The sequence below is a fragment of the Buttiauxella cochleicola genome (assembly GCF_021283185.1).
GTDB classification, from domain to species: Bacteria; Pseudomonadota; Gammaproteobacteria; order Enterobacterales; family Enterobacteriaceae; genus Buttiauxella; species Buttiauxella massiliensis.
The window spans coordinates 53,004-72,903 of the sequence record NZ_JAJSOS010000016.1 but is presented as its reverse complement, the minus strand read 5'-3'; the positions used below and the strand labels follow the sequence as shown (position 1 = coordinate 72,903).

At 52.6% G+C, this 19,900-nt stretch carries 21 protein-coding genes; 6 read left to right on the top strand and 15 right to left on the bottom strand.

Annotation, left to right across the window (positions count from 1 at the left end; genetic code table 11):
- The first annotated feature begins 65 nt into the window (after window positions 1–65).
- Together LVQ76_RS20490 and LVQ76_RS20485 are read left to right on the top strand one after the other, a co-directional pair.
- Window positions 66–338, top strand: a complete 273-nt coding sequence (locus LVQ76_RS20490; RefSeq protein ID WP_154155068.1) for a type II toxin-antitoxin system TacA family antitoxin — start codon at window positions 66–68, stop codon at window positions 336–338.
- On the top strand, window positions 329–805 hold the full coding sequence (locus tag LVQ76_RS20485) for a GNAT family N-acetyltransferase (RefSeq protein ID WP_232866784.1): 477 nt from the start codon (window positions 329–331) through the stop codon (window positions 803–805). Before LVQ76_RS20490 ends, LVQ76_RS20485 begins: the two co-directional genes overlap by 10 nt.
- 41 nt (window positions 806–846) lie before the next feature.
- On the opposite strand, the gene metE is transcribed toward LVQ76_RS20485, so the two are convergent.
- Complete coding sequence (gene metE, locus LVQ76_RS20480; protein ID WP_232922344.1) at window positions 847–3,108, bottom strand: 5-methyltetrahydropteroyltriglutamate--homocysteine S-methyltransferase; 2,262 nt, start codon at window positions 3,106–3,108, stop codon at window positions 847–849.
- Between the two features lie 121 nt (window positions 3,109–3,229).
- Here metE and metR point away from each other — a divergent pair, with 121 nt between their 5' ends.
- On the top strand, window positions 3,230–4,183 hold the full coding sequence (metR, locus tag LVQ76_RS20475) for an HTH-type transcriptional regulator MetR (RefSeq protein ID WP_232866779.1): 954 nt from the start codon (window positions 3,230–3,232) through the stop codon (window positions 4,181–4,183).
- Here the strand turns inward: metR and LVQ76_RS20470 are convergent.
- The 3 genes from LVQ76_RS20470 to pldB all read right to left on the bottom strand — a co-directional run bounded on the left by LVQ76_RS20470 (window position 4,071) and on the right by pldB (window position 6,913).
- Window positions 4,071–4,970 (bottom strand): carboxylate/amino acid/amine transporter, encoded by a 900-nt coding sequence (locus LVQ76_RS20470; RefSeq protein ID WP_151995934.1) that lies wholly within the window; start codon window positions 4,968–4,970, stop codon window positions 4,071–4,073. The genes metR and LVQ76_RS20470 overlap by 113 nt on opposite strands.
- A 112-nt stretch (window positions 4,971–5,082) precedes the next feature.
- Window positions 5,083–5,889 (bottom strand): sugar/pyridoxal phosphate phosphatase YigL, encoded by an 807-nt coding sequence (gene yigL, locus LVQ76_RS20465; RefSeq protein ID WP_064515217.1) that lies wholly within the window; start codon window positions 5,887–5,889, stop codon window positions 5,083–5,085.
- 31 nt (window positions 5,890–5,920) lie between these two features.
- Window positions 5,921–6,913: a lysophospholipase L2 gene (pldB, locus tag LVQ76_RS20460; protein WP_064561634.1), complete on the bottom strand. Its 993-nt coding sequence runs from the start codon at window positions 6,911–6,913 to the stop codon at window positions 5,921–5,923.
- A gap of 79 nt (window positions 6,914–6,992) precedes the next feature.
- Between pldB and rhtB the strand changes: the two genes are divergently transcribed.
- A complete protein-coding gene (gene rhtB / locus LVQ76_RS20455) occupies window positions 6,993–7,613 on the top strand; it encodes a homoserine/homoserine lactone efflux protein (RefSeq protein WP_232905388.1) in 621 nt (206 codons plus the stop codon).
- Window positions 7,614–7,627: 14 nt separating this feature from the next.
- Here the strand turns inward: rhtB and rhtC are convergent, their stop codons facing one another.
- The 3 genes from rhtC to pldA all read right to left on the bottom strand — a co-directional run bounded on the left by rhtC (window position 7,628) and on the right by pldA (window position 11,143).
- On the bottom strand, window positions 7,628–8,248 hold the full coding sequence (gene rhtC, locus LVQ76_RS20450; RefSeq protein ID WP_232866769.1) for a threonine export protein RhtC: 621 nt from the start codon (window positions 8,246–8,248) through the stop codon (window positions 7,628–7,630).
- A 168-nt stretch (window positions 8,249–8,416) separates the two neighbouring features.
- Complete coding sequence (recQ, locus tag LVQ76_RS20445; RefSeq protein ID WP_151995939.1) at window positions 8,417–10,243, bottom strand: ATP-dependent DNA helicase RecQ; 1,827 nt, start codon at window positions 10,241–10,243, stop codon at window positions 8,417–8,419.
- Window positions 10,244–10,273: 30 nt separating this feature from the next.
- On the bottom strand, window positions 10,274–11,143 hold the full coding sequence (gene pldA, locus LVQ76_RS20440; RefSeq protein WP_151995940.1) for a phospholipase A: 870 nt from the start codon (window positions 11,141–11,143) through the stop codon (window positions 10,274–10,276).
- Between the two features lie 296 nt (window positions 11,144–11,439).
- Here pldA and LVQ76_RS20435 point away from each other — a divergent pair, with 296 nt between their 5' ends.
- A complete protein-coding gene (locus LVQ76_RS20435; RefSeq protein WP_232905387.1) occupies window positions 11,440–11,910 on the top strand; it encodes a thioesterase family protein in 471 nt (156 codons plus the stop codon).
- A 51-nt stretch (window positions 11,911–11,961) separates the two neighbouring features.
- Complete coding sequence (rarD, locus tag LVQ76_RS20430; RefSeq protein ID WP_232905386.1) at window positions 11,962–12,876, top strand: EamA family transporter RarD; 915 nt, start codon at window positions 11,962–11,964, stop codon at window positions 12,874–12,876.
- 36 nt (window positions 12,877–12,912) lie between these two features.
- Here rarD and corA read toward each other — a convergent pair whose 3' ends face one another.
- The 8 genes from corA to lptM all read right to left on the bottom strand — a co-directional run bounded on the left by corA (window position 12,913) and on the right by lptM (window position 19,840).
- On the bottom strand, window positions 12,913–13,863 hold the full coding sequence (corA, locus tag LVQ76_RS20425; RefSeq protein ID WP_034492179.1) for a magnesium/cobalt transporter CorA: 951 nt from the start codon (window positions 13,861–13,863) through the stop codon (window positions 12,913–12,915).
- A 163-nt stretch (window positions 13,864–14,026) separates the two neighbouring features.
- On the bottom strand, window positions 14,027–14,083 hold the full coding sequence (ysgD, locus tag LVQ76_RS22415; protein ID WP_367597360.1) for a YsgD/CorL family protein: 57 nt from the start codon (window positions 14,081–14,083) through the stop codon (window positions 14,027–14,029).
- Between the two features lie 148 nt (window positions 14,084–14,231).
- Entirely contained in the window at window positions 14,232–16,394 is a 2,163-nt protein-coding gene (uvrD, locus tag LVQ76_RS20420) for a DNA helicase II (protein ID WP_154155098.1), read from the bottom strand.
- A gap of 57 nt (window positions 16,395–16,451) precedes the next feature.
- A complete protein-coding gene (yigB, locus tag LVQ76_RS20415) occupies window positions 16,452–17,168 on the bottom strand; it encodes a 5-amino-6-(5-phospho-D-ribitylamino)uracil phosphatase YigB (protein ID WP_232922343.1) in 717 nt (238 codons plus the stop codon).
- Window positions 17,168–18,073, bottom strand: a complete 906-nt coding sequence (xerC, locus tag LVQ76_RS20410) for a tyrosine recombinase XerC (protein WP_232866492.1) — start codon at window positions 18,071–18,073, stop codon at window positions 17,168–17,170. The genes yigB and xerC overlap by 1 nt, the downstream gene beginning before the upstream one ends.
- Window positions 18,070–18,774 carry a DUF484 domain-containing protein gene (locus tag LVQ76_RS20405; protein WP_232866490.1) on the bottom strand — a complete coding sequence of 235 codons (705 nt, stop codon included), beginning with the start codon at window positions 18,772–18,774 and terminating at the stop codon, window positions 18,070–18,072. Before LVQ76_RS20405 ends, xerC begins: the two co-directional genes overlap by 4 nt.
- Window positions 18,771–19,595 carry a diaminopimelate epimerase gene (gene dapF, locus LVQ76_RS20400; RefSeq protein ID WP_232866488.1) on the bottom strand — a complete coding sequence of 275 codons (825 nt, stop codon included), beginning with the start codon at window positions 19,593–19,595 and terminating at the stop codon, window positions 18,771–18,773. The genes LVQ76_RS20405 and dapF overlap by 4 nt, the downstream gene beginning before the upstream one ends.
- 38 nt (window positions 19,596–19,633) lie before the next feature.
- Window positions 19,634–19,840: an LPS translocon maturation chaperone LptM gene (gene lptM / locus LVQ76_RS20395; RefSeq protein ID WP_151995947.1), complete on the bottom strand. Its 207-nt coding sequence runs from the start codon at window positions 19,838–19,840 to the stop codon at window positions 19,634–19,636.
- Between the last annotated feature and the right edge of the window lie 60 nt (window positions 19,841–19,900).

Sequence of the window (19,900 nt, the reverse complement as noted above, 5' to 3'; positions counted from 1 at the left end):
ATCACTACACACCATGTTATTGTGCGTGTAGTGATTAGATACACACCCCATATTGGGAGAAGGCCATGAAACCCCAGGCAAAGGAAGCCCCGATTAATATTCGGGCAAAAGCAGAACAGCGTGATCTTATCGATCGCGCGGCACAGTTGGTTCATAAATCCCGAACAGATTTTATGCTGGAGGTTGCCTGCCGCGAAGCAGAGGATATCCTTCTTGACCAGCGCCTGTTTACACTCAACGATGAGCAATATCAGGAGTTTCTGGACGTCATTGACTCACCGGTTAGCGACAATCCAAAACTTGCCAGGCTGCTGAGTAGCAAATCAGTATGGGAATAACGCCGCCTGAACCACTCAATTCAGAACATATTCTGGCTGAGTTTTGTTGCGGAGAGAAAACGCTGGATGACTGGTTGAAACTAAAAGCATTAAAGAACCAGGCTTTCGGTGCTTCCCGAACGTTTGTTGTCTGCCAGGCTGGGACTAAACGCGTTATTGGATTCTATGCCCTGGCAGCCGGGGGGATCAGCCATAGCGATGCAACCAGTAGTATTCGTCGCAACATGCCAGACCCTATACCTGTCATTATCCTTGGCCGCCTGGCTGTTGATTATACTTTTCAAAAAAAGAAGATTGGCAGGGATTTAGTGAAGGATGCTTTTGCGCGCGCGATGGCCATTTCTGAAAGCCTTGGCGTCCGTGCACTCGTTGTGCGTGCGTTGACGGATAACGCAGCTAAGTTCTATGAGGACTTCGGTTTTACCGCATCGCACTCAATTCCAGACACGTTATTCCTGAAACTCTGATAGCAAAACGCCTTCTCCCGAAAGAGAGAAGGCGTTTATTTTTAAGCCTTACGCAAATTCTGCGCAGCCTTCACCATATTCGCCAGTGCCTGGCGAGTCTCCGGCCAGCCACGGGTTTTCAGGCCGCAGTCCGGGTTCACCCACAAGCGCTCTGCCGGGACGCTTTCCGCCGCTTTCTTCAGCAATGCTTCAATCCATTCCACGCTCGGTACGTTCGGTGAGTGGATGTCATACACGCCCGGTCCGATTTCATTCGGGTATTCGAACTCTTTAAATGACTCCAGCAGGTCCATATCGGAACGCGAGGTTTCGATGGTGATCACGTCTGCATCCAGCGCGGCAATGGAGTCCATGATGTCGTTGAACTCGCAGTAACACATGTGCGTGTGGATCTGCGTGTCATCACGCACCACGGCAGCGTTCAGGCGGAAGGCTTCCACACCCCATTCCAGATACGCCTGCCAGTCGGAACGGCGTAGCGGTAAACCTTCGCGCAGAGCGGGTTCATCAATCTGGATGATCCCAATACCTGCCGCTTCCAGATCTGCCACTTCATCACGCAGTGCCAGGGCGATTTGTTTGGCGATGGTTTCACGGCTTACGTCTTCGCGTGGGAATGACCAGCAAAGAATCGTCACCGGGCCAGTCAGCATGCCTTTAACGGGTTTGTCGGTCAGGGATTGCGCGTACTTCGCCCATTCCACAGTAATCGCTTCCGGACGGCTGATATCACCAATAACCACCGGTGGCTTCACGCAGCGAGAGCCGTAACTCTGCACCCAACCGTTTTGGGTGAACACGAAGCCGTCGAGGTGCTCACCGAAGTATTCCACCATATCGTTACGCTCGGCTTCGCCATGTACCAGTACATCCAGCCCTAAACGCTCCTGTTCAGCAACGGCCTGTTTGATATGTTCTGCGATACCGGTGCGATAGTTGTTGGCGTCAAGATTTCCCTTTTTGAAGTCGAGGCGCAGGCCACGGATTTCGGTTGTTTGCGGGAATGAACCGATGGTGGTGGTCGGCCACGCTGGCAGGTTAAAGCGCTGACGCTGAGCCTGCGCGCGAACGGTGTAGTTGTTCTGGCGTTGGCTGTCTTGCGCCGTAATGGTCGCAAGACGTTTTCCGACTGCCACATTATGTACGCGCTGTGAATGGCGGCGAGCCTGAATTGGCGCACTCCACTCAACCAGTTTTTCTGTATTACCGCTGTTCAGCGCGTCGGTCAGCAAAGACAACTCGGCACATTTTTGCAGCGCGAAGGCAAACCAGCTCTTCACTTCTGCATCCAGTCGCGTTTCCACACTTAGATCGATTGGGCTGTGCAGCAGTGAACACGATGACGCGACCCACAATTCGCGTTTGCCGACGATAGCCTGCAATTGCTGGTATTTCTCAGTTAAATCAGCACGCCAGACGTTACGGCCATTAATTACACCGGCCGATAACAGCCAGTCGGCTGGCAGTTGCTGATGCAATGCGTTGATATCATCTTTTCCATGCACGAAGTCCACGTGCAGACCCTGAACCGGCAGCGCCGTAATGGTGTTCAGGTTTGGCGTCACGCCTTCAAAGTAAGTGGTCAGCAACAGTTTAACGTTACCAGCCAGCGCGTCGTAAGCCGGTTTGAACGCATCCAGCCACTCTTGTGGTAACTCCAGCACCAGCGCCGGTTCGTCAATTTGCACCCATTCGATGCCACGTTTTGCCAGTTCCACCAGCACCTGCTGGTAAACCGGCAGAATATCTTGCAGCAGGCTCAGGCGGTCAAACGGCTCGCCTTTCACTTTGCCAAGCCACAAGTAAGTCACTGGCCCAAGCAGCACAGGTTTCACGTTGTGGCCCAGCACCAGTGCTTCGTCGACCTCATCCAGCAGCTGTGTCCAGGTCAGTTTGAACAGCTGGCCTTTAGTGAATTCCGGCACCATATAGTGGTAGTTGGTGTTAAACCATTTGGTCATTTCTGCGGCGGCGGCTGGCTCACCCGTTGGTGCGCGGCCACGGCCCAGACGGAACAAGGTATCAATATCGACGCTGCCGTCCGCGTTCTGATGACGAGCCGGCACGTTGCCAAGCAGCAAGCTGGTGGTCAGAACGTGATCGTACCAGGCGAAATCGCCCACCGGCAGCAATTCCACGCCCGCTTCTTTTTGCTGTTCCCAGTGGCGGGCACGCAGTTCGCGGCCTACCGCCAGTAATTCTTCCTGAGTGGAGTTGCCCGCCCAGTAACTTTCTTGTGCTTTTTTCAGTTCGCGACGCAGGCCAACACGAGGGAAGCCGAGGGTGTGATTTTTTATCGTCATGTTCTTTCCTCAATATTCATTATTCGACGCATTTAGCCGTCCAGATGTTTACACATCTATAATCAACAGGTACTGTATATTCCTCAAGCGCAATTTGCTCATGCCGAAGTGAAGGACTTTCATGATCGAGATCAAACATCTGCGGACGCTACAGGCGTTACGAAATTGCGGCTCTTTAGCCGCTGCTGCTGCCGCGTTGCATCAAACCCAATCGGCACTCTCCCATCAATTCAGCGATCTGGAGCAGCGCCTGGGTTTCCGCCTGTTTGTCCGTAAAAGTCAGCCACTACGGTTTACGCCGCAGGGCGAGGTGCTATTGCAACTGGCTGAACAAGTTTTGCCGCAGATAAGCCGTGCGCTTCAGGCTTGCAATGAACCGCACCAGACCCGGCTTCGCATCGCCATCGAATGCCATAGCTGCATTCAGTGGCTGACGCCCGCGCTGGAAAACTTCCACAAAACCTGGCCGCAGGTGGATCTGGATTTCAAATCTGGCGTGACGTTCGACCCGCAGCCTGCTCTGCAACAAAGCGAACTGGATATCGTATTAACGTCCGACATCCTGCCGCGCAGCGGTCTGCATTATTCGCCAATGTTTGATTATGAAGTGCGCCTGGTGCTGGCAACGGATCACCCGCTGGCAAGCAAAACGCGTATTGAACCGGAAGATTTGAGCAGCGAAACGTTGTTGATTTACCCGGTGCAGCGCCAACGACTCGATATCTGGCGCCATTTCCTGCAACCCGCGGGCGTCAGCCCATCGCTGAAAAGTGTCGATAACACGCTGTTGCTGATTCAGATGGTGTCAGCCCGCATGGGGATTGCTGCGTTGCCACATTGGGTAGTGGAAAATGTTGAGCGCCAGGGTCTGGTCGTAACCAAAACCCTGGGCGAAGGACTGTGGAGCCGGTTGTACGCCGCAGTGCGCGATGGCGAGCAGCGTCAACCGGTGACGGAAGCGTTTATTCGCTCGACGCGTTCACACGCTTGCGAGCATCTGCCGTTTGTGAAGAACGCGGAGCGACCCAATGGCGATGTACCCATAGCGAAGCCATTATCACCGACCCACCAATAATAAAACTCGGCCAGTGAGGCTGTTCTTGCCAGATGGCAAGGTTAACCAGCAGCCCCGCCGGAACATGTACGTTGTTCATGATACCAAGCGTGCCCGCATCCACCTGAGTCGCACCATAGTTCCACATAAAGTAGCCCAGCCCGGAAGCCACCACGCCAAGCCACACCAGAATGCCCCATTGCAGGTTGGTGGTTGGGAGTTTTTGCGGATTTCCCAGCGCAAACCAGGCTGTTACAGCCACGACTGCCGCCCCGAGGTAGAACCACGAAAATGCGCAACGTTGCGGCATAGGACGTGTTTCCATCAGCCGTTTGTAGCCCACCATACCGATGGCGAAGCAGATATTTGCCGCCTGGACCAGCATCAGGCCAATCCAGAAGTGATCGCTCACTTTGTCGTAGCGAATAATCGCCGCACCAATCACCGCAAGTCCGGCACTAAGCGCATATCCCCAGCGCAGCTTATTGCCACTGATCAGGTCATAAATCAGCGTAACGTAAAGCGGTGTCATTACCGTAAATAGCAGGAATTCTGAAACGGTGAGGTAGAGATACGCCTGGAAGCTAAACAGGTACATCACGCCGAGTTGCAGTGCGCCCACCAGCATATACAGCAGCAATGTTTTCGCGCTGTAGCCTTTAAAGCGCAGGAACGGCAGGAACACTATCGCCGCCAGCCCGACGCGCATCAGCACTGAAAAGTAGCTGTCGACATGCCCGGCAAGGTATTCGCCAATCAGGCTAAAAGAGAAGGCCCACAGAATAGTGGTGATGATCAATAACGGCACGATGAAGTCTCTACTACGGGAGATTAATGCTTCATTGTAGCGAAGGGAATGTGCAGAAGTTGAACTATTTGGTTGACGAGTGGTGATTAATCCACCACTCGTTTATTACGAATCAGTCTTTGCCGAGGAACATCTTGCGCAGGTAATGCGGAACCGCGTTATCACCGTTGGTGCCGATGACTTCAAGCTCTGGCAGCAAGTCTTTCAGGCGCTGGTGAGCGTTGCCCATGATGCAGCCTTTACCCGCCATGCTCAGCATTTCCGCGTCATTCATGCCGTCACCAAAGGAAATGCAGTCTTTCAGGCCGTAGCCCATCGCTTTGGATACCGCTTCCAGCGCGTGACCTTTCGACACGCCACCCGCCATCACTTCCAGGCAAGTCAGCGTCGAGAAACTCACATTCACGCGGTCGCCCCAGCGAGCGAGCAATGCTTGCTCAAGCGGCAGCAGTTTTTCATGTGAATCACAGGTGAAGAACACTTTGCTGACGCCATCAGCTTCCAGCAAGCCTGGTTCAAACAGGGTGTAATTGAACACCGCTTCTTTAAAATATTTCATCTCTTCCGGGCGGTGGCGGTTCATAAACCACTGGTCGCCACGGTAGACGTTGGTCACGATATCTTGATTAGTATGCACCACACCAAACAAGTCCTGCGCGATGTCGTGGTCGAGATCGTGGCTGAACACCAGGTTGCCGTCAGTATCATGCACACGCGCACCGTTTGAGGTGATCATGTAGGCTTTGATTTCGAGGTTATCGCGAATCTGCCCCACGTCGATATGGTGGCGGCCCGTTGCGAAGACGAAATGAACACCTTCAGCGGTGAGCAATTTCAGCGTTTCTTTAGCATACGGGGAGAGAGTGTGATCAGGGGACAGCAACGTGCCATCTAAGTCAGACGCAACGACATGGTACATAGGATTTGGAACCTCTGGTGTTAAATTCAGATTAATTATGCCTGTCAAAAAACGCGATGACGGCATTCAGCGCTTCGGTCCGCATATCGTCCTTTTCGAACAGGATCTCATGATACGCACCGTTTATGACGTAAGGTGTTTCCCCCTCACAAGGGTGGCCCGCCGCGGCGCGAATCTCACAGAATTGGTCATGCGCACGGTTATCTACGACGCGCTCCTCTTCTGCCTGCAGGATAAAAATCGGCGTGGTGATAGCAGTGGCTCCTGCTAAAACCTGTTCTCCTGCGAGTATCCCTTCTCTTACCCAGTGATTCGTTGGCCCACCCAATCGCAATGCTGGCTCATCAGCATAAAAACGCAGGTTGCGGCGGTAACGTTCACGGCTATGGGTCAGGACATTAACGCTAAATGGTAATGCACGCCAGCGGCCTGTTCCGATTGCATAACCCTCACGAATACGCTGATGGCCTTCCGCCCAATCAAGAATATGGCGCACCATCCAGTCAGGCCAGCGCAAGGCGATACCAAACATCGGCGCACACAGCGCAACTGCATCAAAGCATTGTGAGTTTTTCTCAAGCCACAGCGTAATTATCGCGCCTCCCATGGAATGCGCTAACGCGTAGCGTTTTCTCCAGGGGCCGTTGGCGACTTCATGCTGATAAAAGCGGTCAAAGTCGTCGACATAGTCGCTAAATTTCGCCACATGGCCGCGATGCGAGTCCGAAAGCATGCGTCCGGAACGCCCTTGCCCACGGTGGTCGATAATTAAAATATCGAACCCGCAATGGAAAAGGTCATATGCCAGTTCGGCATATTTGACGTAACTTTCGATACGGCCAGGGCAAACGACAATGACCCTGTCGTGATCCTGCGCGCGAAAGCGTACGTAGCGTACCGGCACTTCGTCGACGCCTGAAAATTCACACTCTTCGCGCTGCCGCCAGAAGTCCATCAGTGGACCCGTGGTGAAAGCCGCAAAGGCGTTTTCCCTGTTTGACCATCCATTTTTATGCTGAGTCATATCGCTTTTTTGTGATTCGTAGCACGCTCATCAACAATAGCGTATTGTGGCATAAAAGTGTTCGATCAGGGAATTTCACATGAGCGTTGAGTGGTGGTTTACCTATCTCGTAACCACATTAATTCTGAGTCTGTCACCCGGTTCCGGGGCAATTAATACCATGACCACCGCCATTAGCCACGGCTATCGGGGAGCTGCCGCGTCGATTGCCGGGCTGCAAACGGGGCTTGCGATTCATATTGTGCTGGTTGGGATTGGGCTTGGTGCGCTGTTCTCACACTCGTTGCTGGCTTTTGAAATTTTGAAATGGGCGGGTGCCGCTTATCTTGTCTGGCTTGGTATTCAGCAATGGCGTGCCGCGGGTGCGCTGGACTTGAATACTCTGGCGACGACCCAACCACGCAGTCGTCTGTTTAAGCGCGCGGTTTTTGTGAACCTGACGAACCCAAAAAGCATCGTCTTTCTTGCTGCACTTTTCCCACAGTTTATCTCTCCACACGAGCCACAGGCGGTACAGTATTTAGTGCTCGGCGTGACCACGGTAGTAGTCGATATTATTGTGATGATTGGCTATGCGACGCTTGCGACACGTATTGCAGGCTGGATTAAAGGACCAAAGCAGATGAAAGCGTTGAACCGCGTATTTGGTTCGCTGTTTATGTTGGTTGGCGCACTCCTTGCGGGAGCGCGCCAGGCCTAATTTTCAGCGGAAGATTAGCGGGAGATGATCAGGTGGATGCCGAATCCGGCAAACAACGCACCGGCTGTTCCATCAATCCACTTCGCAAGGCGCTGATAACCGCGGCGCATTTTCGGCAGTGCGAACAAGCTAGCCACGACCGTAAACCACACGAAGGTTTCCAGCGCGATCATTACAAATAAACCCCAACGTTCGGCGCTTCCCACATCATTGCCCACGAACAGCGAGAACACGCTGCCGAAGTAAATAATGGCTTTAGGGTTCGACAAGTTAGTGAGCAGCCCTTTCAGGAAACTGCGTCCACCATGTGCCAGCTCTACCGCAGGTACTTCCTCGGAAGGCTTCTCTTTTTTCAGCGCACTACGCAGCATCTGGTAGCCCATCCAGCACAGATACAAACCACCGCCGACCATAATAATGCTGTGTAGCCACGCCATTTTTTCAAGGATCAGATTCAGGCCGAGCAGCGCCACACCTGACCAGACCATCACGCCACCAGTAATGCCCAGCACGCCCATCATAGCTTCTTTGCGAGAACGGCTAACGGCGGTCTGCGAAACGAAGAAGAAGTCGGGACCGGGAGTGACCAACGCAACGATGTGTAATACCGCTACGGTCAAAAAAAGCGTCAACATAGGAATAGCTCGCTGGATAATTAATTGGACAATAACTATACCCTAAATACTTCGAGTTGCAGGTAGGCGGCCAGGGAACTTATCCCCAGGAGCTTACATAAGTAAGTGACTGGGGTAAGTGAGTGCAGCCAACACCCCTGCAGCTTGAAGAATGAAGGGTATTGGCTACTACTCATCTTCGCCGTCGACATGACTGCGGATAAGTGCCATAAACTCACGCCCAAAGCGTTCAAGTTTACGCGTACCTACACCGTTAACTCCTAGCATTTCACCAGGCGTAATCGGCATTTGTTCGGCCATTTCGATAAGCGTGGCGTCGTTAAACACCACATACGGCGGGATATTCTCCTCGTCGGCAATGGCTTTACGTAACTTACGCAATTTGGCGAATAGCTTACGATCGTAGTTTCCGCCAAACACTTTCGGGCTGGATTTCGATTTGATGGCCACAATACGTGGCACCGCAAGCATTAAGGGTTCTTCGCCACGCAAGAATGGTCGAGCCGCTGCGGTGAGTTGCAACGCGGAGTGCTGCGCGATGTTTTGCGTCACTACGCCGAGGTGGATCAACTGGCGAATCACGCTCACCCAGTGTTCGTGCGTCTGGTCGCGACCAATGCCGTAGACCGGAAGTTTGTCATGCTGAAACTCGCGGATGCGCTGGTTATTGGCACCGCGCAGTACTTCCACGACGTAACCCATACCAAAGCGCTGATTGACGCGATAAATACAGGACAGCGCTTTTTGCGCATCCACCAGTCCGTCGTAACGGCGCGGCGGATCGAGACAAACGTCGCAGTTGCCGCAAGATTGCTGGCGACCTTCGCCGAAGTAATTCAGCAGCACCAGGCGGCGGCAGGTTTGCGCTTCGGCAAACGCGCCCATGGCGTTGAGTTTGTGGCGCTCGATATCTTGTAACTGCCCAACCGGTTTTTCTTCGAGGCATTTACGCAGCCAGGCCATATCCGCCGGATCGTAAAACAGCATCGCTTCCGCAGGCAGGCCGTCACGCCCGGCACGGCCCGTTTCCTGGTAGTAGGATTCGATATTGCGTGGGATGTCGAAGTGCGCGACAAAACGGACATTGGGTTTATTGATGCCCATACCGAAGGCGACGGTCGCCACGACGATTTGCAGGTCATCACGTTGGAATTTTTCCTGCACTTCCGCACGCACATGGTGTTCAAGCCCGGCATGATAAGCCCCGGCGCTGATACCTTTGCTTTGCAAACGCGCAGCTGTGTCTTCCACTTTGGCGCGGCTGCCACAGTAAATAATGCCGGATTTCCCGCGCTGTTCTTGCACGTAGCGCATCAGCTGATCGAGAGGTTTAAACTTCTCCATCAGCATGTAGCGAATGTTCGGGCGGTCAAAGCTACTGATTTGAATTAGCGGGTCATGCAGACCTAACAGGCGAACAATGTCCGCGCGCGTTGTGTCATCAGCCGTAGCAGTTAAGGCAATGAATGGCACCGAAGGCAGGCGCTGGCGCAATTGGCCAAGCGCTGCATATTCCGGGCGGAAATCGTGTCCCCACTGCGAAATACAGTGCGCCTCATCAACCGCAACCATCGACAAGTGCCACTGGCTGATTTGGTCGATGAAGTTATCCATCATCAACCGTTCAGGCGCGATGTATAACAGGCGAATCTGCCCGGAACGGCAGCCCGCCATCACTTCTTGTTGCTGTTCGCGATTTTGAGTGGAGTTAAGACACGCTGCCGCAACACCGTTTGCCAGCAACTGATCAACCTGGTCTTTCATCAGCGAGATCAGCGGCGAAACCACGACAGTCAGCCCGCCAAATACCAGCGCCGGAATCTGATAGCACAGAGATTTGCCACCGCCGGTCGGCATGACAACCAGGCAATCGCGCCCTTCCAGCACCGTTTCGATGATGGCTTCCTGACCCGGGCGGAACTGTTGATAGCCGAAGGTATCTTGCAAAACCTGTCTGGCCAGTACTGCCTGATTAATTACTTCCGCCTGTGTCACGCTTTCCACACCACTAAAACCGCCAAATTTTTAGAACAGATCGTTAAGCATAACGCCGACACCGAAGCGTGTCTGGTTAAAGTTGTAATCAATTAATGACTCGCCGTAACCGCTGTAAAGCTGGGTATATAGACGTACGTGCTTAGTGACCGGATAACTAAAGCCTAATTCACCGCCGCCGTAGCCGGTATTCCAGTTGTACTGCCCTTTCATACTCAGAATCGCATCGCCAAACTGGTAGCCCACGCGTAATTGGTAGTAGCCCAGGTATTTGGTGATATCCGGATTATCGTCGGTGCTGCCAATCACATACCACGGCTTCACTTCAACCATCCAGTTACCGTGCTCAGCCATCAGACGCGTGTATAAACGGTTCCAGCTACGGGATGTTGGGTCTGAACGGCCGTTGGAGTCGTGGTTATAACCAAACTCGACATCGCGTAATGTCCAACCGGCAAAAGATTCATCGGTCGCAAAACCGAGGAAAAGCTGCGGTTCGTAGTTGGTTTCACGGAAAGGAGAAGACTCTCCACTGTTGGACAACTGCCACCAGGATTTTTGGGTATATGAGCCACCTAACACTGAGTTAGGCCCCAGAATACCGCGCCAGATAGGGAACGCGAGACTAAGCTGGAATTTTACTTCGTCTTTCCGGGCATTATCAGACCAGTTATAACTGCGAATCGCCTCTTTATTCAGATCATCAGTCACCGTATAGATCAGATAGTTAGTTTCATACGGGTAAAGTGTGAATGGATTGTCATGTTCCAGAAGCATATTCGCAATGATGCTGCCACGCACAGCCGGTTTATCATGCACTTGCTTTATGGTCGCTTCAGCTGCGTTAGCCATAGAAGGAAGCAGGCATGCCGCCATCAGCCATCCTAGATACTTGCGCATCAATGGTGTTCTCCTGAAAGAAAAGGTTTCAAATTATTATCAGGGACACATTCTACATAGTTCTTAATCTGGACGCTCGGTCTACAGTTCTTAAAGTGGCAATCAACGGTTGCGAAGCATAAAATACACAATTAATTAACATTATGCCCAAGCTACTTCAAGATTCAGGTAGGCGGCAATCGAATGAATCCCGATGAGCTTACTCAAGTAAGTGATTCGGGTGAATGAGAGCAGCCAACAACCCTGCATCTTGAAGGGCGAAGGGTATGTGATTTTGTATTGATCGAGGATGATCCATGTCTACCCCATTTTTGACCCCGGAAGCCGCTTTACAATTGGTCGGTGAAATTTTTGTCTATCACATGCCATTTAACCGTGCGCTGGGGCTGGAGCTTGTCCGTTACGAGAAAGATTACGCCGAGCTTTGTTTTAATAACCAGCCGATGATGGTGGGCAACTGGGCGCAGAGTATTTTGCACGGCGGTGTGATTGCGTCATCGCTGGATGTCGCGGCAGGCCTGGTGTGCGTGGGCAGCACATTGACTCGCCATGACAGTATTAGCGAGGAAGAACTGCGCCAGCGACTGTCGAAAATGGGCACCATCGACCTGCGTGTCGATTACCTGCGTCCGGGGCGCGGGCAACGTTTCACCGCCAGCAGCACCCTTCTACGTGCAGGCCGTAAAGTGGCCGTGGCACGCGTGGAATTACACAACGAAGATCAATTGCATATCGCCAGTGCGACCGCTACCTACATGGTGGGGTGATGTAATTATTGCTGATACAATTAGGACACTATTGATCAACGAGTTCTTTTCATGGATGCGAAACAAACCCGTCAGGGCGTATTACTAGCACTGGCGGCGTACTTTATGTGGGGCATCGCGCCTGCTTACTTCAAATTAATCCACTATGTTCCGGCTGATGAAATCCTGACGCACCGCGTGATTTGGTCATTCTTCTTTATGGTGGTGTTAATTAGCCTTAGTCGCCAGTGGCCTCAGGTAAAGAGATCCTGTCAGAACCGCAAAAAGGTATTCGCCATGGCACTCTCTGCGGTGCTCATCGGCGGTAACTGGCTGCTCTTCATCTGGGCGGTGAATAACAACCACATGCTCGAGGCAAGCCTGGGTTATTTTATCAACCCGCTGGTTAACGTGCTATTGGGGATGATTTTCCTCGGTGAGCGCTTCCGCAGAATGCAGTGGGTCGCCGTTGGCCTTGCCGCTTGTGGTGTTCTGGTTCAGCTTTGGACATTCGGCTCGCTGCCAATCATCGCTCTGGGCCTTGCATTTAGCTTCGCGTTTTACGGGCTGGTGCGTAAGAAAATTGCCGTGGATGCGCAAACCGGCATGCTGGTTGAAACGCTGTGGCTGCTGCCAATTGCCGCGATTTACCTGTTTGGCATCGCGGACAGTTCAACCAGCCATATGGGGCAAAACTCGATATCGCTGAATTTACTGCTGATTGCGGCGGGCGTGGTCACCACGATTCCATTGCTGTGCTTCACCGCAGCGGCGACGCGTTTGCGCCTCTCGACGCTGGGCTTCTTCCAGTACATCGGCCCGACGTTAATGTTCCTGTTGGCGGTGACGTTCTACGGTGAAGTCGTCGGTAAAGACAAGCTCCTGACCTTCGGTTTTATCTGGGCGGCGCTGGCGCTGTTTATTCTGGATGCTATTTATACGCAACGAAACTCGCGGATAGCAGCGCGCGCGGTCGCGCAGAAGTAAAAAAGAGAGCCAATCGGCTCCCTTCTCATTTTCATCTCACAACCAGTTTTTGCGCTTGAAGTAGAGATACGGTGCCAGGCCAGCGAGGATCATGACGATAATCGCCGCCGGGTAACCGAAGCTCAGTTTCAACTCGGGCATAAACTCAAAGTTCATCCCGTAGCTGGATGCAACAAGCGTTGGCGGTAGGAATACGACGGATACCACCGAGAAGATCTTGATGATGCGGTTCTGCTCGATGTTGATAAAGCCCATCGCCGCCTGCATCAGGAAGTTCACTTTCTGGAACAGGGATTCATTGTGCGGCAGCAGGGATTCGATATCTCGCAGAATTTCACGGGCCTGCTCAAGCTGCCCGCTCGGCAAACGCGCTTTACGCACCAGGAAGTTCAGGGCGCGTTGCGTATCCATCAGACACAAACGGACTTTCCAGCCGATATCTTCCAACTCAGCGAGAGTGGAAAGTGCGGCGTCGTATTCATCACCCTGGTGCCCTTCCATAATCACGCGGCTGAGTTTTTCCAGATCGCTATAGATGTTTTCGATTTCGTCTGCCAACTGTTCGATTTTGGTTTCGAATAAGTCGAGCAGTAATTCGTAAGCGTTGCCATCAACCATATTCTGGCTACGAGCACGCATGCGATAGAGGCGAAAAGCTGGTAATTCACGTTCGCGCAGCGTAAACAGACGGCCTTCACGAATAGTAAATGCCACGGTGCTGTTGCCCGCGTGATCGTCGGCATCTTCGTAAAAGAAAAATGAGTGGATGTGCAAACCGTCTTCGTCTTCAAAAAAACGCGCGGATGCTTCGATGTCTTCCAGTTCCGGGCGCGTTGCCAGGCTTTGACCAAGTTCCGTTTGCACGCGCTGACGCTCGCTCTCTTCAGGCTCGACCAAATCAACCCAAACAGAATTGCTCAGGTTATCGGCCTCATCTAATTCAAGACGGGACAGACGATTGTTTTCCAGTTGAAATGCGCTCAGCATGACCGGTACTCCCAATGCAAAAAATATCAGGGACAGTTCGGTTGGCACACAGACAGAAACTAACTAGGTTTCAGACCATTAAAAAGTCTGACTCATTGCGACGGGATATACGAGATATGAGGTCGCCGACAACCACTAAGGCTATCAGCATTCGAGGATAGCCTTAGAAGTTGTACCTGGATGACAGGTTATTGAGCCAGTATTTACTGGGTGTGTCCAAGGCGAGTGTCCTCTTAGCGTAATCGTGCGCGCATGTTACGCCACCATAAATATGGCGTCAACACGCAACGGGACACCATGGAGTAATAAACTATGGTGATATTTATAAGCTAGCAAAAGCGTGAAAGACTATGAGTTAACCCGCTAATTTATACCGATTCAAGGCGTGCATAAGCAGCAACTAGCCACTTAATTCCCTGCCCTGGGAATGCCACTTGAATACGGCTGTGTTCACCACTCCCTTCCAGGTTAACGACCGTGCCTTCACCAAATTTTGCATGCCGTACACGCTGCCCGAGTTTAAAGCCTGAATCATTCTCAGAGATTGGCGTGCCCATGCGTTGGTGGCTGACCGGGCGGCTGATACTGGCACGCAGGCGAACTTCTTCCACGCAGTTTTCTGGCAGTTCACCAATGAAACGTGACGGGCGGTGATAAACTTCTTTGCCATACAGACGACGGGTTTCAGCGTAGGTCAGTGTCAGTTTTTGCATCGCACGCGTCACACCCACATAGGCAAGGCGGCGTTCTTCTTCCAGGCGGCCACCTTCATCGAGCGACATCTGGCTTGGGAACATGCCCTCTTCCATGCCGACGATAAACACCTGCGGGAACTCCAGACCTTTCGCCGAGTGCAGCGTCATCAATTGCACCGCATCTTGCCAGGTATCGGCTTGCCCTTCACCCGCTTCAAGCGCCGCATGGGACAAGAACGCTTGCAAAGGCATCAAGTCTTCGTCTTCATCCTGATAGCTGAACTGGCGTGTTGCCGTGACCAGTTCTTCTAAGTTTTCAATACGCGTCTGGCCCTTCTCACCCTTTTCCTGCTCGTACATCATCATCAGGCCCGAATCTTTGATAACCCGGTCAGTTTGTACGTGCAGCGGCATGTCGATGGTTTCATGTGCCAGCGCGTCGATAAGTTCCATGAAGCGTTGCAACGCAGAAGCGGCACGGCCTGCTAATGCTTTTTCCTGGAGTAACAAGCGGCAGGCTTGCCACATTGTCAGTTGCTGGTCACGCGATGTCTGGCGCACCACGTCTAATGTGCGGTCGCCGATGCCACGCGTTGGCGTGTTAACCACGCGCTCAAACGCTGCGTCATCATTGCGGTTGGCAATCAGGCGCAGATACGAGAGCGCATCTTTGATTTCCTGACGTTCGAAGAAGCGCATGCCGCCATAGATGCGGTACGGCATGCCGACCTGCAATAACGCCTCTTCCAGCACTCGCGATTGGGCGTTGCTGCGATAAAGAATGGCGCATTGCTCGAGTGCTCCACCCGCTTCCTGCCACGTTTTGATACGGTTAACCACGAAACGCGCTTCATCTAATTCGTTAAATGCGCAATACAGTGAGATCGGCTCGCCGTCGCTGCCATCCGTCCACAGCTCTTTGCCTAAACGACCTGAGTTGTTCGCAATCAGGGCGTTGGCGGCATTCAGAATGTTGTTGGTTGAGCGGTAGTTTTGCTCAAGGCGAATGGTTTGTGCGCCAGGGAAATCGGTCAGGAAGCGTTGGATATTCTCAACTTGCGCGCCGCGCCAGCCGTAGATTGACTGGTCATCATCACCAACAATCATCACTTTGCCTGTATCACCTGCCAACATGCGAATCCATGCGTACTGGATGCTGTTGGTATCCTGGAATTCGTCCACCAGAATATTGGTGAAGCGTTCGCGGTAGTGATTAAGAATGTGTGGCTTGTTCAGCCAGAGTTCATGAGCACGCAGCAATAGTTCGGCAAAGTCCAGAAGCCCTGCGCGATCGCAGGCTTCCTGATACGCCTGATACACTTTTTGCCAGGTTTGCTCGACCGGGTTGCCATAACTTTCAATGTGATGTGGGCGTAGGCCTTCATCTTTTTTGCCGTTGATAAACCACATTGCCTGGCGTGCAGGCCACTGTTTATCGTCGAGATTCATGGCTTTAATCAGGCGCTTTAACAAACGCAGCTGATCTTCGCTGTCCAGTATTTGGAAATCCTGCGGCAGGTTGGCGTCCATGTGATGTGCACGCAGCAAGCGGTGCGCGAGACCATGGAAAGTACCTACCCACATGCCGCCCTGGCTGGTTCCCATCAACTGACTGATACGGTGGCGCATTTCAGCCGCCGCTTTGTTGGTAAACGTCACCGCCATAATCGAATATGGCGAGCAGTTTTCCACGCTAATTAACCACGCAATACGGTGCACCAATACACGCGTCTTACCGCTTCCTGCACCAGCCAGTACCAGCATGTTGCTACGCGTGGCCGCAACGGCTTCGCGCTGTTTGTCATTGAGGCTGTCGAGCAGGTAAGAAACGTCCATTGGCACCGCCGTTGAGGAGATAAAAATATACTGTGATTTTATACAGAATTAATCAGATTATATCAGCGCGGTGAGGGATGCCAACTGCGAAATTTCCAGATGTGGCAATAAGCGGCTGTCATCAATCTGCATTAGGTCGCCATCGCGCAGATTTATCCAACAAGCCTGCATACCACAGCGAACAGCCCCTGCAACATCAGTAGTCAGGTCATCACCTACGTGCAGAATATGGCCGAGCGGAACATTGAGCTTTTCTGCTGCGAGATGATACATATCATTAAATGGTTTGGATCGCCCATGAGGGCCGGCGCGCAGCACAAACTTAAAGTATTGATCGAGGCCGAAAAGATGTGGCTCAGCGTTACCGTTGGTAATCGCCACCAGCGGCCATTTTTCGGCGAGTTTCGCTAACGTGTCGTGCGTTTCTTGCGGCACGTCGATTTGGCTGCGCCAATGGGCAAAGTTCTCCATCGAAGCTTGTGCGCCTGCGGCGGCGTCTTCCGCTGATAATCCGACATCTAACATGGCTTGCTCTACAGCACGACGACGCCATTCGGTGACATCGTGGTAAATATCCGGTTCTGCGAGGCGCAACGCATGGCGAATGCGCAAAAAATCAGGGCGTAGCAGATGGTTTAGCTTCGGGTGGTAGTTTTGCACAAAGCTCATTGATTCGCTTTCGGTACGCGTAATGACTTCACGGTTGTCGTAGAGCGTGTCGTCGAGATCAAAAGTGAGCGCGGCAATAGGCCCAAGTGGGCGATAAAAATGCATTACGATTTCCCTCGTTTAGCGCGTGGATGCGCAGCATCATACACTGAGGCTAAGTGTTGGAAGTCGAGATGGGTATAGATTTGCGTCGTGGAAAGGTTGGCGTGGCCTAATAACTCCTGTACACCGCGCAGATCCCCGCTCGATTCCAGCATATGCGTGGCAAATGAATGGCGCAATTTGTGAGGATGTACATGGCTGTTTAGCCCCTGTTTTATGCCCCACTCGCTAAAGCGTTTTTGAACGTTGCGCGTCGAGATACGCTTCCCCTGTTTGGAGAGAAATAACGCATCGTCGTCCGGACCAAAAAGCTCGCGCAGATCAAGCCAGTGCTCAACCCAGGTAACAGCAGATTTCCCCACCGGCACCCGGCGCTCTTTGCTACCTTTACCTATCACCCACACTTCACCTGTCGTCAGATCAATGTGGCGGCAATCCATATTAACCAGTTCGGAAAGACGCAGCCCAGCACCGTACATCACCTCCAGCATCGCGCGATCACGCACGGCAAGTGGGTCGTTGATGTCGATATCCAGCAGGCGACTAACGTCATCGACGTCGATATTTTTTGGTAGATGGCGGCCCGTTTTCGGCGTAGTAATACCTTTTGCGGGATTGGCTTTGAGCTCACCCTGGCTGACACACCAGTCGAAGAAACTACGGAGCGCGGAAAGACGTAATGCCAGGCTTGATGACCCGAGGCCCGCTTTGCGGCTGCGAACCGTGATTGAACGAACCGCGGCGGCATCACACTGCTGCCAGGTGCTCATGTTCATCTCGCCCGCCAGGGTGATTATTGCGGTCAGTTGGCGGCCATAGTTGAGCAGTGTCAGCGGGCTTAACTGGCGCTCTACTTTCAGGTAGCGCAGAAAGCCATCGACTAAAGGTTGCAGTGGGGAGGCCGTCATACTCGCTCGACCCAGCGCTCCAGCAAGTCTGGCAACATCAGCGCCAGTTCATGAAGTAATTGTGTGCCTTGCCCTTCCTGGTAATGCTGAGGATCGCGGCTACTAAAAACCAGCACGCCTAAATCTGCGTCACTACCCATCAGAGACACGGCCACTGAACCAATGGCTTTCGCCTGAGGTAAAACCACCAGTAATTCAGGGCCATTTAACGGCCCCAAATAATGCTGACGATCCCCAAGACGTTGAATACGCAACGACTCGAAAGCCTGCCGATTCAGTGCCAAATGGGTAAAATCGGAAGGAGCACCAATCCGCCAACGGTCCGCAAAAAGACGCACATTTGCGCCAGCCAGACCCATTTCGCGCGCCCAACGGTGCAAGCGGTTAAGCATTTCCTGCAAACTAGTGGCAGAAGCCAGACGGCCCTGCAACTTCAGTAAGCGATAGAACAAACCTTCGTTGGCACTCGCCTGCTCCATCAGCAAGGTCATGTTTTCTTCAAGGAAATTGATATGGTTACGGCTACGTGCCATATGCCACTCAACCAACGAAACAGTGCCGCGTACCGGATGCGGCACCTGCATCTGTTCTACATGCTGGGCGTTACGAATAAAGAAATCGGGATGACGTAGCAGATATTCCGCCACCATTCGGTCATCCAGTTCCAGTACGGCTTCTTGCTGTTCCTCGGCATTCTTCATAGATGTATAAATCCATCATAGACGTGGGCCGCTGGACCGGTCATAAACAACGGCGTTCCCGGCCCTTTCCAGGCGATATCAAGGCGGCCACCAGGTAGCTCAACGCGAACCTGTTCCGCAAGTATCCCTTGCAAGATGCCCACAGCAACTGCGCCGCAAGCACCGCTGCCACAAGCTTGTGTTTCCCCGGCGCCACGTTCATAAACGCGCAGACGGATATGTTCTTTGGTTACAACCTGCATAAAGCCGATGTTTGCACGCTCAGGAAAACGCTCATGGTTTTCCATCACTGGCCCCAGCGTTTCCACAGCGGCCGTAGTCAAGTCATCAACCTGAATCACGCAATGCGGGTTACCCATCGACACGACGCCACACATAATGGTTTGTTCGGCGGCACGCATAATATAGGTCTTTTCCGCTTTGTTTGCGCGGAACGGCACAGCGGAAGGCTCGAAATTAGGCTCGCCCATATTCACGCGTACCAACTCATCTTCCGTCACGCTGAGAACCATGCGGCCATTGGCGGTGCTGACGCGAATATCGCGTTTGTTGGTAAGCCCCTTCAGGCGCACAAAGCGTGCAAAGCAACGCGCGCCGTTGCCACATTGTGAGACTTCGCTACCATCAGCGTTAAAAATACGATAATGGAAATCAAGGTCTGGATCGTATGGCGGTTCAACCACCAATAACTGATCAAAACCCACTCCCAAATGCCTGTCGGCCAGACGGCGGATAAGCTCAGGGGAGAAATAGACGTTTTGAGTCACCGCGTCGACGACCATAAAGTCATTGCCAAGGCCATGCATCTTCGAAAACTGCATCTTCTGCTCCATATACGCGGCTACTTATTAATAATGTGCTAGTAGACAACCTGAGTCGGCGCGTTATCAGTACCACGATTATTACGATCTGGCGTGGTTGATTGCGGCTGTGGCTTAGGAGTGACCTGAGATGTAGGCTTGGTTTTACCGTCCGCAGGAGGGAAGTACAGCGGCCCCTTAAGGCCACAGCCAGAAAGGCTAAAAAGTGCCAGCACGAGTGCTAATGGGCAGAAAATTTTCTTCATTATTGAGATGCCTGTAATCCACTATTCTGCCTTCTATCATCGCAGGTGATCCCTGAAAAG